Source organism: Mesorhizobium sp. LNJC405B00 (genome assembly GCF_000502615.1).
Taxonomy (GTDB): Bacteria; Pseudomonadota; Alphaproteobacteria; order Rhizobiales; family Rhizobiaceae; genus Mesorhizobium.
In genome coordinates, this window is record NZ_AYWC01000019.1 from 1 (window position 1) to 14,151 (window position 14,151).

15 protein-coding genes and 2 pseudogenes are annotated in these 14,151 nt (G+C 63.1%); 6 read left to right on the plus strand and 11 right to left on the minus strand.

Annotation, left to right across the window (positions count from 1 at the left end):
* From X756_RS04260 to X756_RS140430, 3 genes and pseudogenes are all read right to left on the minus strand, one after another.
* Positions 1-1,998 (minus strand): annotated as a pseudogene (locus tag X756_RS04260) (chromosome segregation SMC family protein); the annotation flags it as partial.
* A 69-nt stretch (positions 1,999-2,067) separates the two neighbouring features.
* Positions 2,068-2,796, minus strand: coding sequence for a DsbA family protein (locus X756_RS140435; RefSeq protein ID WP_023692056.1), 729 nt, complete (start codon positions 2,794-2,796; stop codon positions 2,068-2,070).
* Between the two features lie 167 nt (positions 2,797-2,963).
* Positions 2,964-3,470 (minus strand): DUF721 domain-containing protein, encoded by a 507-nt coding sequence (locus tag X756_RS140430; protein WP_023687168.1) that lies wholly within the window; start codon positions 3,468-3,470, stop codon positions 2,964-2,966.
* A 50-nt stretch (positions 3,471-3,520) separates the two neighbouring features.
* Between X756_RS140430 and mutY the strand changes: the two genes are divergently transcribed.
* Both mutY and X756_RS140420 read left to right on the plus strand, forming a co-directional pair.
* Positions 3,521-4,642, plus strand: coding sequence for an A/G-specific adenine glycosylase (gene mutY / locus X756_RS140425; RefSeq protein ID WP_023731298.1), 1,122 nt, complete (start codon positions 3,521-3,523; stop codon positions 4,640-4,642).
* Positions 4,643-4,664: 22 nt separating this feature from the next.
* Positions 4,665-5,276, plus strand: a complete 612-nt coding sequence (locus X756_RS140420; RefSeq protein WP_023706678.1) for an HAD family phosphatase — start codon at positions 4,665-4,667, stop codon at positions 5,274-5,276.
* Between the two features lie 48 nt (positions 5,277-5,324).
* On the opposite strand, the gene X756_RS140415 is transcribed toward X756_RS140420, so the two are convergent.
* Positions 5,325-6,458, minus strand: a complete 1,134-nt coding sequence (locus X756_RS140415; RefSeq protein ID WP_023668392.1) for a site-specific DNA-methyltransferase — start codon at positions 6,456-6,458, stop codon at positions 5,325-5,327.
* 196 nt (positions 6,459-6,654) lie between these two features.
* Between X756_RS140415 and X756_RS140410 the strand changes: the two genes are divergently transcribed.
* The gene (locus X756_RS140410) at positions 6,655-7,341 is read left to right on the plus strand and encodes an HAD family hydrolase (RefSeq protein WP_023698533.1); all 687 of its coding nucleotides are present in this window, start codon (positions 6,655-6,657) and stop codon (positions 7,339-7,341) included.
* 5 nt (positions 7,342-7,346) lie between these two features.
* Here the strand turns inward: X756_RS140410 and X756_RS140405 are convergent, their stop codons facing one another.
* The 7 genes from X756_RS140405 to X756_RS140375 form a co-directional block, all read right to left on the minus strand.
* On the minus strand, positions 7,347-7,778 hold the full coding sequence (locus tag X756_RS140405) for a DUF1801 domain-containing protein (protein WP_023731299.1): 432 nt from the start codon (positions 7,776-7,778) through the stop codon (positions 7,347-7,349).
* A 13-nt stretch (positions 7,779-7,791) separates the two neighbouring features.
* Positions 7,792-8,250 (minus strand): DUF1801 domain-containing protein, encoded by a 459-nt coding sequence (locus tag X756_RS140400; protein ID WP_023731300.1) that lies wholly within the window; start codon positions 8,248-8,250, stop codon positions 7,792-7,794.
* 3 nt (positions 8,251-8,253) lie between these two features.
* On the minus strand, positions 8,254-8,475 hold the full coding sequence (locus X756_RS140395) for a hypothetical protein (RefSeq protein ID WP_023731301.1): 222 nt from the start codon (positions 8,473-8,475) through the stop codon (positions 8,254-8,256).
* A 26-nt stretch (positions 8,476-8,501) separates the two neighbouring features.
* A complete protein-coding gene (locus X756_RS140390) occupies positions 8,502-8,894 on the minus strand; it encodes a VOC family protein (protein ID WP_023731302.1) in 393 nt (130 codons plus the stop codon).
* 57 nt (positions 8,895-8,951) lie between these two features.
* The gene (locus X756_RS140385; RefSeq protein WP_023709863.1) at positions 8,952-9,377 is read right to left on the minus strand and encodes an SRPBCC domain-containing protein; all 426 of its coding nucleotides are present in this window, start codon (positions 9,375-9,377) and stop codon (positions 8,952-8,954) included.
* Entirely contained in the window at positions 9,374-9,697 is a 324-nt protein-coding gene (locus X756_RS140380; protein ID WP_023687160.1) for a metalloregulator ArsR/SmtB family transcription factor, read from the minus strand. The genes X756_RS140385 and X756_RS140380 overlap by 4 nt, the downstream gene beginning before the upstream one ends.
* A gap of 199 nt (positions 9,698-9,896) precedes the next feature.
* The gene (locus tag X756_RS140375; protein WP_023687159.1) at positions 9,897-10,628 is read right to left on the minus strand and encodes a hypothetical protein; all 732 of its coding nucleotides are present in this window, start codon (positions 10,626-10,628) and stop codon (positions 9,897-9,899) included.
* A 128-nt stretch (positions 10,629-10,756) separates the two neighbouring features.
* Between X756_RS140375 and thrC the strand changes: the two genes are divergently transcribed.
* The 3 genes and pseudogenes from thrC (at position 10,757) to X756_RS140365 (ending at position 14,148) form a co-directional block, all read left to right on the plus strand.
* Positions 10,757-12,154, plus strand: a complete 1,398-nt coding sequence (gene thrC, locus X756_RS140370; RefSeq protein ID WP_023754850.1) for a threonine synthase — start codon at positions 10,757-10,759, stop codon at positions 12,152-12,154.
* Positions 12,155-12,168: 14 nt separating this feature from the next.
* Positions 12,169-13,537 (plus strand): annotated as a pseudogene (locus tag X756_RS01000000166005) (pitrilysin family protein).
* 14 nt (positions 13,538-13,551) lie between these two features.
* On the plus strand, positions 13,552-14,148 hold the full coding sequence (locus X756_RS140365) for a GNAT family protein (protein ID WP_023668403.1): 597 nt from the start codon (positions 13,552-13,554) through the stop codon (positions 14,146-14,148).
* Positions 14,149-14,151: the final 3 nt, after the last annotated feature.

Sequence of the window (14,151 nt, forward strand, 5' to 3'; positions counted from 1 at the left end):
GTGCCTGTTCGGCCTGGGCAAGGGCGGCTTCGGCCTCGCGCACGATCTGCGTCGCCTGTACCGCCTCGGCATCGAGCTCGGCCAGCCGGTTCTTCTGCGCCAGCCTTTGCGCGGCCGCGGTCGGTGCATCGGCGCTGGCGGTCAGCCCGTCCCAGCGCCACAGCGCGCCGTCGCGGCTGACCAGCCGCTGGCCGGGAGCGAGTAGAGCCTGCAGCCGGCGGCCGTCAGAGGTGTCGACAATGCCGATCTGCGCCAACCGTCGGGCAAGCTGCGAAGGCGCGCGCACCACGCTGGCGAGGCTCTTGAGGCCTTCCGGCAAGGCCGCATCGCCTGATTGAACCTGGCTTTCGCCCCAGTGCACCGGCGCGCTGCGGTCGAGCGGCACGTCGAGATCCTCGCCAAGCGCAGCACCAAGGGCCGTCTCATAGCCGCGTTCGACGCTGAGTTGCTCCAGCACCGACGGGAAAAGATCGCCGCTGGCGGCATTGAGGATCTTGGCCAGCGTGCGGGCTTCGGTCTCGATGCCGGCGAGTTCGGCCCTGGCATCCNATCCTGCAGCGGCGGACGGGCGGCACTCTCGGTGGCGCGCGCCTCGGCGACCGCCTGTTCGGCAGCAATGGCGCCGGCCTCGGCCTCCTCCAACCGGGCGAGCGCGTCCTCGACCAGAGCGCGCTTCTCGGCGGGATCGGGCAAGCCCGCAACCTTCGACACAATCTCGGACAATTCGCGGTCGACATCGGCCAGCTGGCGGGCAAAGCGATCGCGGCGTTCGGCGTTTTCGCGCAGCGTTCGTTCGATCTGATTGCGCGCGGCGGCGGCCTCGGCGCGTTCGGCGGTCAGCGCAGCGAGCTTGGCTTCGCTCTGCGACAGCGTTGCGCCGGCCTGCTCGAAAGCGGCCCGCGTCGTGGCTTCGCGCTCGGCGGCGCCGGCATTGTCTGAGTTGAGCGTGGCTTCTTCCTCGCGCAGGCGCTCAAGAATATCCGCATTGTCGCGGACCATGCGCTCCTCGCGGGCGATGTCGCCGTCGAGCAGCTGCAGCCGGCGCTCGAGTTCGGCCTGGCGGGCGCGGATGCGGCCTGCCTCCTCCTCGATCTGCGCCTTGGCGATCGACAGGCGCTGGAAGGCGGCAGCCGCGGCGGCCGCGGCATCGCGCAGATCGGGCAGCCGGTGGGCACCGATGCCTTGCTCACGGGCGGCAGCCATCTGGGCGGCGGCGCGGTCGCCGACCAGAGCTGTGGCAACCGCCAATGCCGAACGCGCATCGCCCTCCTGGGTTTTGGCCAAAGTCCAGCGCAGATGCAAGAGCGTGGCTTCCGCCTTGCGGATATCGGCCGACAGGTTCTTGAAGCGCGATGCCTGGCGCGCCTGGCGCTTAAGGCTTTCGATCTGGCTCTCCAGTTCGCCGACGACATCGTCCAGCCGTTCCAGATTTTGTTCGGCCGCCTTCAGCCGAAGCTCGGCCTCGTGACGGCGCGTGTGCAGGCCGGAAATGCCGGCGGCCTCTTCGAGCAGCGCGCGGCGCGCCTGCGGCTTGGCCTGGATCAGTTCGCCGATACGGCCCTGTCCGACCATGGAAGGCGAGCGCGCGCCGGTCGACTGGTCGGCGAACAGAAGCTGCACGTCCTTGGCGCGGGCTTCCTTGCCGTTGATGCGGTAGAGCGAGCCGGCTTCGCGCTCGATGCGGCGCGACACCTGCAATTCATCGGCGTCGTTGAAGGCGGCGGGCGCGGTCCGGTCGCTATTGTCGAGGAACAGCGTGACTTCGGCGGTGTTGCGGGCCGGGCGCGTTCCCGAGCCGGAAAAGATCACGTCGTCCATGCCGGACGCGCGCATGTTCTTGTATGAGCTTTCGCCCATCACCCAGCGCATCGCCTCGACAAGGTTCGACTTGCCGCAGCCATTCGGCCCGACAATGCCGGTCAGGCCACGTTCGATGACGAACTCGCCGGGTTCGACGAAGGACTTGAAGCCGAGGAGGCGAAGGCGCGAAAACTTCATTCGCGCCTGCCTGGAAGGCACAAAGGTGCGCTGACGCCGAAGCGCAGTCGCTCCGGCGCCGCCTGGACGTCAGAGCAGAGGGTCGATGATGGCCGATATTTCCTCAATCGACATCGCACCTTTGTAGGTTTTCCCGTTGATGAAGAAGGTCGGCGTCGAGTCGACCTTGAATTCATCGGCGCCGCGCTTCTGGACCGATCTCACATCGTCCAGAAGTTTCTGGTCCGTCAAGCAGGCCTCGAAGGACTCCTGTGTAAAACCGGCGAGCTTGGAGATCTGCAGCAGCGCATCCTTGGTATTGTTGACGCCGACCCAGTTGGCCTGCTGCTTGAACAGCACGTCGACCATCGGGAAATAATTGTCCTTCGAACAGCGCGCCAGCATGAAACCGGCCTCGGCGCTCGGATCGAACGGGAATTCGCGCAGGATGTAACGCGCCTTGCCGGTGTCGATGTACTTCGTCTTCAACTCAGGGAAGGTGGTCGCGGCGAAATGCGCACAATGCGGGCAGGTCATCGAGGCATATTCGACGATGGTGACCTTGGCGTCATCCTTGCCGAGCTGCTTGTCGGGCAAAGCGCCGGGCTTCAGCAGTTCGGCCATGTCGACATTGCCGGAAGACTCCGGGACCTTGACGGCGGCCGGAGTGGCAGGCGTCGAAGCAGGCGCGGGAGCCGCAGGCTTCACATCCGCTGCTTTGGCATCCTCGCCTGAATCGCTGCATGCGGCGAGCATAGCCACTGCCGGAATGACGGCCAGCGAAGACAGGAGGTTTCTGCGGGACAAGCTACGGTTCATGCGAATCACCTGACTGTGGTTTGATTTTGCAACGCAAAGGCTAGAAAAGGCGAGAGTTGGCGGGAATTAAGGCATCGCCGTCCCCATTCCAATCGCCAAACTCTACATGCAGGATCACGAATGCGCGAGATAGATGACGCGTTCATGACCGACTGATTACCGGTTGATTACCTTGGCCGCTTCCTTTGGCCAAGAATTGTGGCGCCAAGACGCTCCAGCGAGGCGCGCAAGCCTTCATCCTCGATCTTGCCGACGGTATCCGACAATTTGGCCTTTTCGACAGAAGTCAGTGCTCTCGGCGTCGGTTTCGGCCGGGCTTTGTCCCTCAGCACCGGCTTTTGCACGATCCGGATCCTGCCGATCGCGTTGAAGCCGAGAAAGGCATTGACGCGGTTGATGATCTCGCCGGTCTCGTGCTGTAGGTGCAGCGCGGCCATGCCCTCGCAGGCGATGACCAGCACCGCCGGCTCGAACGGATCGTCCTCATGCATGCGGCGCGGCCACTGGATTTTTTCGGGGCGCGAATGGCCGGCGAGCCTGGGGCCGGCGATCTCTTCCCATGACTGCACCAGCCCGATCGAAATGCCGGCCCGCTTGCGCAGCACGGGGTCGAGGATCGCGGTCGCGAGATCGCTCACCGGAACGGGATTGCCGTAAGGCGTTCTCCCTGCCATGTACGTTCTCCAGCCACGCTCCTCACCAGCCTAGAGCCAGCCCGCGATCAATGGCACTGCACGAACAGACCCGCAAGGCCGCATCCGGACCAACTCTATCGGGAGAGATCGCCGCGCGTCTGCTTGCCTGGTACGACGCGCACCATCGCGAACTGCCGTGGCGGATCACGCCGCACGCCGCGGCCGGCGGTGCACGGCCGGACCCCTATCGCATCTGGCTTTCGGAAGTGATGCTGCAGCAGACCACGGTCGAAGCGGTAAAATCCTATTTTCGCGCCTTTGTCGAGAAATGGCCTGATGTGAAGGCGCTGGCGGCTGCGCCGGCCGAGGATGTGATGAAGGCCTGGGCCGGGCTCGGCTATTATTCACGGGCGCGCAACCTCAAGGCCTGCGCCGATCTGGTTGCGAGCCAGGGCGGCCGTTTTCCCGACAACGAAACGGGATTGAGGGAATTGCCGGGGATCGGCGCCTATACGGCGGCGGCGATCGCGGCGATCGCCTTTGACCGTCCGGCGGCGGTCGTCGACGGCAATGTCGAACGTGTCATCTCGCGGCTCTATTCGATCGCAACGCCGCTCAGCGAGGCAAAGCCTGAAATCCGCGCGCTCGTCGAAAGACTGGTTCCGCAGACAAGGCCGGGCGACTTCGCCCAGGCAATGATGGACCTTGGCGCCACGATCTGCACGCCAAGACGGCCGCGCTGCATGCTGTGCCCGGTGCGCGAGGATTGCAGCGCCATCCTGTCCGGCGACCCCGAGCGCTTTGCGGTCCGCCTGCCCAAGGTCGACAAACCACTCAGGCGGGGTGCCGCCTTCGTCGCCGAGCGCGGCGACGGCGCCATCCTGTTGCGCAAGCGGCCTGACAAGGGCCTGCTCGGCGGCATGACCGAGGTGCCGACCACAGATTGGACAGCGCGGATCGACGGTGCAACCACTTCGGAGGCAGCGCCCTTCCCTGCGGACTGGCGGCGCGCCGGAGAGATCACGCATGTCTTCACCCATTTCGCGCTCGCGCTCGAAGTTTTTCACGCTCAAGTGAAAAGTGATGCGCCGGAAGGGCATTTCTGGTCGCTGGCCCATGACATTTCCGGAGAAGCGCTGCCGACCGTCATGAAAAAGGTCATCGAAGCAGCGATACCGGGCGCAACCAAAAAACACCGCCCGATTGACTAGCATTCGCTTTGAAAGGCCAGAAATGACTGAAATCCGCCATATCGTGTTCGACATCGGCCGCGTCTTGCTCCACTACGATCCGAACATTCCGTTCAGCCGCCTCATTCCCGATGCCGAAGAGCGCAAGTGGTTCTTCGACAATGTCTGCACGCATGACTGGAACATCGAGCAGGATCGTGGCCGGACGTGGGAAGAGGCGGAAGCGCTGCTGATCGCGGATTACCCGGATCATGCTGAAAACATTCGCAATTTCCGGCGCTATTGGAACGACATGGTGCCGCATGCCTATGAGGACAGCGTCGCCATCATGCTCGGCCTGATCGAGAGCGGCCGCGACGTGACCATGCTGACGAACTTCGCCGCCGACACGCTTGCCGAGGCACGACTGCGCTTCGATTTCCTTAGCCGCCCGCGCGGCGTGACCGTGTCGGCCGATATCCGTGAGATCAAGCCCGACCGCGCCATCTACGACCATCACGTGGTCGCGTTCGGCCTGGAGCCCTCCGCCACGCTGTTCATCGACGACAGCCCCAGGAATGTCGACGGAGCCAGGGCGGCTGGCTGGAATGCTGTGCTGTTCACAGATGCAAAAACGCTCAAGGCGGACCTAGAGCGGTATGGCATCGCGGTGTGAGCCGCGCAGAGGCCGGAAGGTAGCGCTCTACGACTTTACACCCTGAGATCAAGCCCCTGCCCGTTCCATGCCGAGCCTGGCGATGCGGCGCAGTTCGTCGATCGGGGTCAGGCCGCCCGAGCGCTCATAGTGCCAGAAGGTCCAGCCATTGCAGGCGTCCAGGCCCTGCACTTCGGCGCCGATCTTGTGGATCGAGCCGGCGCTGTCACCGATGGCAACCGTGCCGTCGGCGCGTACCTTGGCCGACCAGCGCTTCTTGGCATCGTAAAGCGTGGCGCCGGGCTGCATAAGCCCGGTATCGATGAGGCTGACAAAGGCGACGCGCGGCTCGGCGCGCTTGCCGGTGAGCACGGTGAGATCGGCGGTTTCCAGCGGCCGCACGGCATCGATGCGCTCATTGGCGGCGTCGATATAGGCCTGCTCGCGCTCGATGCCGACGAAATGGCGGCCAAGCCGCTTGGCCACGGCGCCGGTTGTGCCGGAGCCGAAGAACGGGTCGAGCACGATGTCGCCCGGCTTGGTCGAGGCCATCATGATGCGGGCGAGCAGCGCTTCCGGCTTCTGCGTCGGATGCAGCTTGTCGCCATTGTCGTTCTTCAGCCGCTCGCCGCCAGTGCAGATCGGGAACAGCCAGTCGGAGCGCATCTGGATGTCGTCGTTCGATGCCTTCATGGCTTCGTAGTTGAAGGTATAGCCTTTGCCCTTCTGGTCGCGCGAGGCCCAGATCATGGTCTCATGCGCGTTCTGGAAGCGGCGACCGCGGAAATTAGGCATTGGGTTGGTCTTGCGCCAGACGACATCGTTGAGGATCCAGAAGCCGAGATCCTGCATCTTGGCGCCGACGCGGAAGATGTTGTGGTAGGAGCCGATGACCCAGATGGTGCCATTCGGCTTCAGCACGCGGCGTGCCGCCAGGAGCCAGGCGCGGGTGAAGGCGTCATAGGCCTCGAAACTCTCGAACTGGTCCCAGTCATCGTCGACGGCGTCGACCTTGGACTGGTCGGGCCGGTGCAAATCGCCGTCGAGTTGCAGATTGTAAGGCGGATCGGCGAAGATGACGTCGATGGATTTTTCCGGCAGCCGGTCGAGCGCGGCGACACAATCGCCCTTGAGGATCGTGTCCAGCCACTCGGATTGCTGGGGGGCGTGGGAGAGGTCGGCGAGAAGACGCACGGCAGACATTTTTACACCCAAGGCACGCGTTACTGTTTACTCCCCGTTATGGTTACCGATCAGCGTAAATATTCGGTGAAGGACGCAACGGTCCAGGCAGCCCTGACGTCGTCAATTTGCGCAGCCCGGCCCGTTGGTGTATGTCGCGCCGCTTGAGCCTTGCCGGGCCTCCATCACCCTCCCTCGTTCGGATTNTCGGATTGCCATGCCCCAGCCAGATCTTGTCATCTTCGATTGCGACGGCGTGCTCGTCGATTCCGAAATCATCGCAGCCCGCGTCGAGGCCGAATTGCTGACCTTGGCCGGATATGAAATCTCGGCTGAGGAATACGCCGAAACCTATGCCGGACTGACCTTCAAGGACATCATGATGCGGGTCGAGCAAAAATCCGCCATCCCGTTCCAGGCCTCGATGATCGACCGGGCCGAAGAGCTGGTCGACCGCAAACTGCGCAGCGACGTGCGCGCCATCGACGGCGTGCGCGAGGCGGTCGCCGCGGTCACCGCGCCGCGCTGCGTCTGCTCGAACTCACGCTTGGAGCGGATCGAGTTCATGCTCGAGAAAGTGGGCCTGCTGCCGTTCTTCGCCGGCCGGATTTTTTCAGCGCTGGAAATACCAAGCAAGAAAACCAAGCCCGCGCCGGATGTGTTCCTGATCGCGGCGCAGCAACTCAACGCCAATCCGGCAAACACCTTCGTCATCGAGGATTCGGTGCACGGCGTCACCGGCGCCAGGGCCGCTGGCATGCGCGTGATCGGCTTCACCGGCGCCGCGCACAGCTATCCCGGCCATGCCGATGTGCTGACCGAAGCCGGCGCCGAAACCGTCATCCGCCGATGGGCCGAACTGAAAAGTGTGATTGCCGCTCTGTCGGAGTGGTCGGACGCCTGAACCGATCAGTCCTTAGCTTTGGCCGACTTAGCCGGTTTCTTCTTAGCCCTGTTGTAGGCAATCGCGGCGCGGACGAGCGCTTTCAGCGCATCCGCATCGATCTCGTCGCCCTCCGACACATCGATGGCGCGCCACACCTTGCCGTTGAGCCCGTTGTTGAACAGCCTGTAGGGATCCGGCAGGCTGGCACCGTGAGAAAAGGTCAGCTTCACCTTGTCCTTGTGAGCGTTGCCGACGGCGATCATGCCGTCGCGTGACCATACCGGGCTGCCCATCCACTTCCACTCCTCGATGATTTCCGGGTCGGCGTCGAGGATGGTCTTGCGCAGGCTGGCCAACGTCTTGCCCCGCCAATCGTCCAGCTCCCGGATTCGGGCATCTATCCGCTCGGAGGCAGAGGCGCCTCCCTCATCCTTGCTCGACATGCTGATCTTCATGGTCTGCCTCCGTTCACATCTTATCGCCGGGCAATCGGCTGGCCTGCTTCACCCAGGAGGCGAAGCGGGCTTCGTCGATCTCTTCGCCTTCATGGATGTCGAGATAGCGCACTTCCTTTTGCCTGGAACCGCCCGGAGGCACAGGATCGAGCGACGTGCCGCGAAGGAAGGCGACTTTGACGCATCTGGTGAAGCAATGCAGGCTGAGGAACCAACCCTCGCCCTCGATGCCATAGAACGGTGAGTTCCACTTCACCGCCTTGCAGACGCCGGGGACGGCGCTGACGATAAGTGCGTCGATCCGGCGCCCGACATCGCTTTTCCAGCCCGGCATGGCAGCAATATACGCCTGCACCGGAGCGTCCCCATAGGCCTTCGGGATCTGCGGGTTGCCGCCCGAAAGCAGGACCGGCTTTTCCGGCTTGTCTGGGGCCGGTTTTGCGACCTTCGATTTTCCCAGCGCCTTGGCCATGTCCTACCCTTGCGTGCCCTGCTCGCCACGCGATCTCGCGACGTAAGGCAGCACGAACATATAGAGGCCACTGAACAGCAGCAGGAATAGCGGCAGCAGCGGCGAATAGACCACCCAGGCCGGAGGTTGCCCGAACGCCATGGTGATGAAATTGGCTGCCACGGTCAGCGTGAAGATGATCGACAGCCAACGATGGGTTTGACGTATCCATTTGCTCAAGTTCATTGCAACCCTCCTGTTGAAACCAGCGCCTACCAACGCGCCAGTTGGGTGATCTGGATGAGATTGCCGCAGCTGTCGTTGAGCTGGGCGATGGTCGAGCCGGTCACTTCTGTCGGCGCCGTGGCGAACGCACCGCCGCGTCCCTTGATGCGCTCGTAATCACCCTTGACGTCGTCGGTGAACAGCATGAGCGCGGGCTGCCCCTGCTTGAAGATGGCCTGCTGGTAGGCCTTGGCGGCCGGACTTTCGTTGAGCGCCAGTTGTAGCTCGGTTCCCTCGGGCTCATCGGGTGAGATGACGGTCAGCCAACGAAAAGGCCCTTTGCTGAAGTCGGCCTTCACGGCAAAGCCCAGCACGTCGGTGTAGAAGCGCAGTGCGTTATCCTGGTTGTCCACATAGACGCTGGTCAGCTTGATCTTCATCGATTTCCTCCTTTTTGCATTCGGTGCCCCGCGATCAGGGCATGGTACCGACAGGCTTCAATCCGGCTTCGCCAGAAGCTGCTCCAGCTTGGTGAGGAATTGCTGCCACCCGGCCATGGCTCCGCCATAGGCCTGCTTCTGGCTCGGATGGAAGCCCGACTGCTCGACGCGCAGATGGGTTCCCGAGCTCGTGGGTGTGAGCGTGAACGTCACCACGCTCTTCAGATTGTAGGCGGCATCCTCATGCGCAAAATCCCAGCTGTAGGACAGCGTCCTGTTTTGCTCGATGGCCAGCACCTCGCAGTCGAGCACGCCGCCCCAGTCGCCGCGAAGATTGAAGCTGTGGCCGACGACAGGCTTGAAATCGTTCTTCATGAGCCAATCCTCCATCAGATGCGGCTGCGTCAACGCGCGCCAGATCTTCTCCGCCGGCCAGGATATTTCACGTTCGACGACGACGGTGCGCAGCTCGGGATTGCTCACTGGTCCATCCTTTTCAGCAGGTTCTCGAGATCATCGAAGCGGCTCTCCCAGAATCCTGTCATTTGAACTGTCCAGTCGGTCAGCGGACCAAGTGCCTCGGGCTGCGCGCTGTAGTGGGTCTGGCGTCCGGCGTGGCGGTCACGCACCAGGCCGGCCAGCTTCAGGACGCCGAGATGCTTCGACACCGCCGGTTGCGAGACCCCGGACTGCGCCGTCAGCGCCCCCACGGTCTGCTCACCTTGGCGGCACAAGCGCTCGAAGATGGCCCGCCGGGTCGGGTCGGCAAGCGTTCTGAACAAAGTATCGTGGGCGTCCGGCATCGGGATCAATAACCTGCGAGCTATTGATTGACGTATAACCGCCGGGATATGGATGAGTCAAGTGCGCTGGCGGAATGGATCGAGATTAAAGCGCAGACGCGACCTGCCGCAGGCGCACGCCTGCAGGATTACGATCGGATCGTTTGGATCTTTCAAAGAGTTGACCGGCACCGTCGCAGCAGCGACGGCGCCCAGGCGCTTAGTTCGTCGCCGGAGCGCGCTTCTTTTTCTTGCCGGACTTCTTGTCCACCGCCGCCGGCGCGGTGTCGTCATAGCCGGCATAGACAGTGTAATCCCGGGCGGAGGGTTCGGGCACGACGACGTTGGGATCGGTGAACACGAACTGGGTGGCGGTCGAGGGATCGCTGACCTGGATCTGATAGGGGTGGATCTGCGAATAAAGTACGTCGGGGCCGTGCATGACGGCAATGCGGATCGGCATGGTGATGGTGCCGGGGGCGAACAGCGGTCCCGGCACGATCTTGCCGGCAACCCCAACCTTCATCGTCAACTGGCCGTTGGCACGGCTGCAATCGCGGCTCACATCGCTGATCGAGGCCTGGTAGATGATCTTGGCCGGATCCTTGTTCGGGTCGACGATGGAGCCGTCAGGCGCCGTCTGCGCGGCGGCAGCGGCCTCGGCATCCTGTGTTGCATCAGCCTTTTTCTTTTTCGGCTGCGGCGCGCCCTTGGCGTAGGTATTGAAGTATGCGGTGCCGTCACGCACCGTCACTTTCGGGCAGTAGGCCTGCAACTGGCTGGCGAGAACCTTCGGATCCTGAGGCGGTATTGGCGCATTCGGGTCGGTCTTCTTGCCGAAACCGAGATTGAGGATGCCATTGTCGCTCGATTGGCAACCGGCGGCGGCAAGCATAAAGCCGGTTAGCGCCAGACCCGCGACAAAGCGACGGTTGAACTTATGAAACGCCATGAAACTGCACTTCCCTCTCGCAAAGTTGGTGACGTATAGCAACGCCACGGCAAAAATGCGACTGAGGCGGCTCGGAAAATTAACCAATTGCCGTGGATGAAACCGGCGGCAGCAATGGACCTTTGACGATGCGCTATGTGAGTACCCGCGGGGATGCGCCCGTGCTTGGATTTGCCGATGCGGTGCTGGCGGGGCTGGCCCGCGACGGCGGGCTTTATGTGCCGCAGACATGGCCGCAGTTTTCGGCAGCCGAGATCCGCGCCATGCGCGGCCTGCCCTATGCGGACCTCGCCATCCGCGTGCTGACGCCCTTCCTCGGCGGCGAGATCGCCGCACCCGTCTTCGAGCGCCTGGTGCGAGAAGCCTATGCCACCTTCCGCCACCGGGCCGTCTGCCCGCTGGTGCAGACCGGCGCCAACACGTTCATCCTCGAGCTCTTCCACGGTCCGACGCTGGCCTTCAAGGACGTTGCCATGCAGCTGCTTGCCCGGCTGATGGACCATGTACTGACTGAGCGTGGCCAGCGCGCCACCATCGTCGGCGCGACCTCGGGTGACACTGGCGGCGCCGCCATCGATGCCTTCGCCGGCCGCGACCGGACTGACATTTTCGTGATGTTCCCGCATGGCCGCGTCTCGCCGGTGCAGCAGCGGCAGATGACGACATCGACTGCCGCCAACGTCCAGGCGCTGGCGATCGAAGGCAATTTCGACGATTGCCAGGGCCTGCTGAAGGATATGTTCAACGATCATCGTTTTCGTGATCGCGTGTCGCTGTCGGGCGTCAATTCGATCAACTGGGCCCGCATCATGGCCCAGATCGTCTATTATTTTTCCTCGGCGCTTTCGCTCGGCGCGCCGGACAGGCCGGTCTCCTTTACCGTGCCGACCGGCAATTTCGGCGATATTTTCGCCGGTTACGCCGCCAAGAAGATGGGCCTGCCGATCGAGCGGCTGATCGTCGCCACCAACGACAACGACATATTGGCGCGCACTTTCGCGACCGGTGAATACCGCACCAAGGGTGTGTTTGCGACGACGTCGCCATCGATGGACATCCAGGTATCGTCGAACTTCGAGCGACTGCTGTTCGAGGCCTGCGACCGTAACGCAGAGACGGTGCGGCGTTACATGGCCGGCCTCAAGCAATCCGGCGCCTTCACCATCGAGACCGCAGAAATCGACCGGATGCGGTCCGAATTCGACGCCGGACGCGCTGATATGGACGAGGTTGCCGCCACCATCCGTTCAACGCTCGAATCCAGCAATTATCTGCTCGATCCGCACACGGCCGCGGCCGTGCATGTCGCCGCCGGCAAGGCTGACGGTGCAGTGCCGATGGTGGTGCTGGGCACGGCGCACCCGGCCAAGTTCCCGGCCGCGGTCGAAGCCGCCTGCGGCGTGTCGCCGGCCCTGCCCGCATGGCTGGGGTCCTTGATGTCAGCCGACGAAAAGTACACGGTACTTCCATCCGACCTGAAAATGGTGGAAGATTACGTGAGCCGCCACTCAAGGGCAGCGCGTTAGGGAGTACTTGCCATATGGGTGTTGAGGTAAGCCGTCTGTCGAACGGCCTGACAGTCGCCACCGAAACCCTTCCAAGCCTCGAATCCGTTGCCCTTGGCGCCTGGGTCAAGTCCGGCGCCCGCAATGAGCGTGACGACGAGCACGGAATGGCCCATCTGCTCGAGCATATGGCCTTCAAGGGTACGAAAAGGCGGACGGCCTTCGAGATCGCCTCGGAAATCGAGGATGTCGGCGGCGAGATCAATGCCGCCACATCAGTCGAGACGACGTCCTATTACGCCAGGGTGCTGTCCGACGATGTGCCGCTGGCGGTGGATATCCTTGCCGATATCCTGCAGGAGTCCGAATTCGACCCAGAGGAACTGGAGCGCGAGCAGCATGTGATCCTGCAGGAGATCGGCGCCGCGCACGACACGCCCGACGACATCGTCTTCGACCGTTTCACCGAGACCGCCTTCCGCCACCAGACGATCGGCCGCTCGATCCTCGGCACGCCGGAAACCGTCAAATCCTTCACCTCCAAACAGCTGCATGATTTCATAGAGCGCCAGTATGGCGCCGAGAAGATGGTGATCGTGGCGGCAGGCGACATTAAGCACGACAATTTCGTGCGCGAGGTCGAAAAGCAGCTCGGCGGTTTCCGCAGCAAGTCCGACAGCACGATGCCGCAATATGCGCAGTATGTCGGCGGCGATTTCCGCGAGGATCGCGACCTGATGGACGCGCAGATCGTGCTCGGCNCCGCAATATGCGCAGTATGTCGGCGGCGATTTCCGCGAGGATCGCGACCTGATGGACGCGCAGATCGTGCTCGGCTTCGAAGGCCGAGCCTATCATGTGCGCGATTTCTACGCTTCGCAGGTGCTGTCGATGATCCTCGGCGGCGGCATGTCGTCCCGGCTGTTCCAGGAGGTCCGCGAAAAGCGTGGCCTGTGCTATTCGGTCTATGCCTTCCACTGGGGTTTTTCCGATACCGGCATCTTCGGCGTTCATGCCGCGACCGGGCAGAGCGACATTGCCGAACTGGTGCCGGTCATTATCGACGAGCTGCAGAAGGCCGGCGAGAATATCCTTCAGGAAGAGCTCGACCGCGCCCGCGCGCAATATCGCGCCGGCCTGATCATGTCGGCTGAAAGCCCGGCCAGCCGCGCCTCGCAGATCGCCAGGCAGCTGCTTCTGTTCGGTCGGCCGATCGCCAAGGAGGAATTGATGGAACGGCTGTCGGCGCTGACCGTCGAGCGGCTGACCGACCTTTCGTCCCGGCTGTTTTCGACCAAGCCGACGCTGACCGCGGTTGGACCGGTGGGTACGCTCGCGCCCTATGAGGCGATTCTCGATTCGCTTGCGGGCACGCACACCACGGCCCGCAAGCTCGCCGTCTAAGCCTTCAAGCGCCGGTGTTCGCGCTCCCTTTCTTTCGCCGTGACCTGCCGGCACTGAAAGGCGACCGGGTCATGCTGCGCGTGCCCTACACCAACGACTATCGCGAATGGTCGGCGGTGCGCGGCGAAAGCCGTGCCTTCCTCGAACCGTGGGAGCCGCGCTGGACGCCCGATGAACTCGACCGCACCGCCTGGCGGCTGCGCATCGGCCGCTACCGCGAAGACTATGCGCAGGGAACCGCCATCGCCTTCTTCATCTTCGAGAAGGCGAGCGGCAAGCTTGCAGGCGGCATTACGCTCGGCAATATCCGCCACGGCGTCTCGCAAAGCGGCCATGTCGGCTACTGGATCGGGGAGCGGTTCGGCGGCCGCGGCCTGATGACCGACGCGGTCAAGGTGGTCTGCCGCTTCGCCTTCGATACGCTGAGGTTGCACCGGATCGAAGCTGCCTGTATTCCCGACAATGTCCGGTCGATCCGCGTGCTTGAAAAAGCCGGATTCCGGCGCGAAGGACTTCTGCGATCCTACCTCAGGATCAACGGCATCTGGCAGGACCACTACCTCTACGCCCGGATCGCGGACGATCCGCCGGGCGCTGGAACGAAGGACTGATTT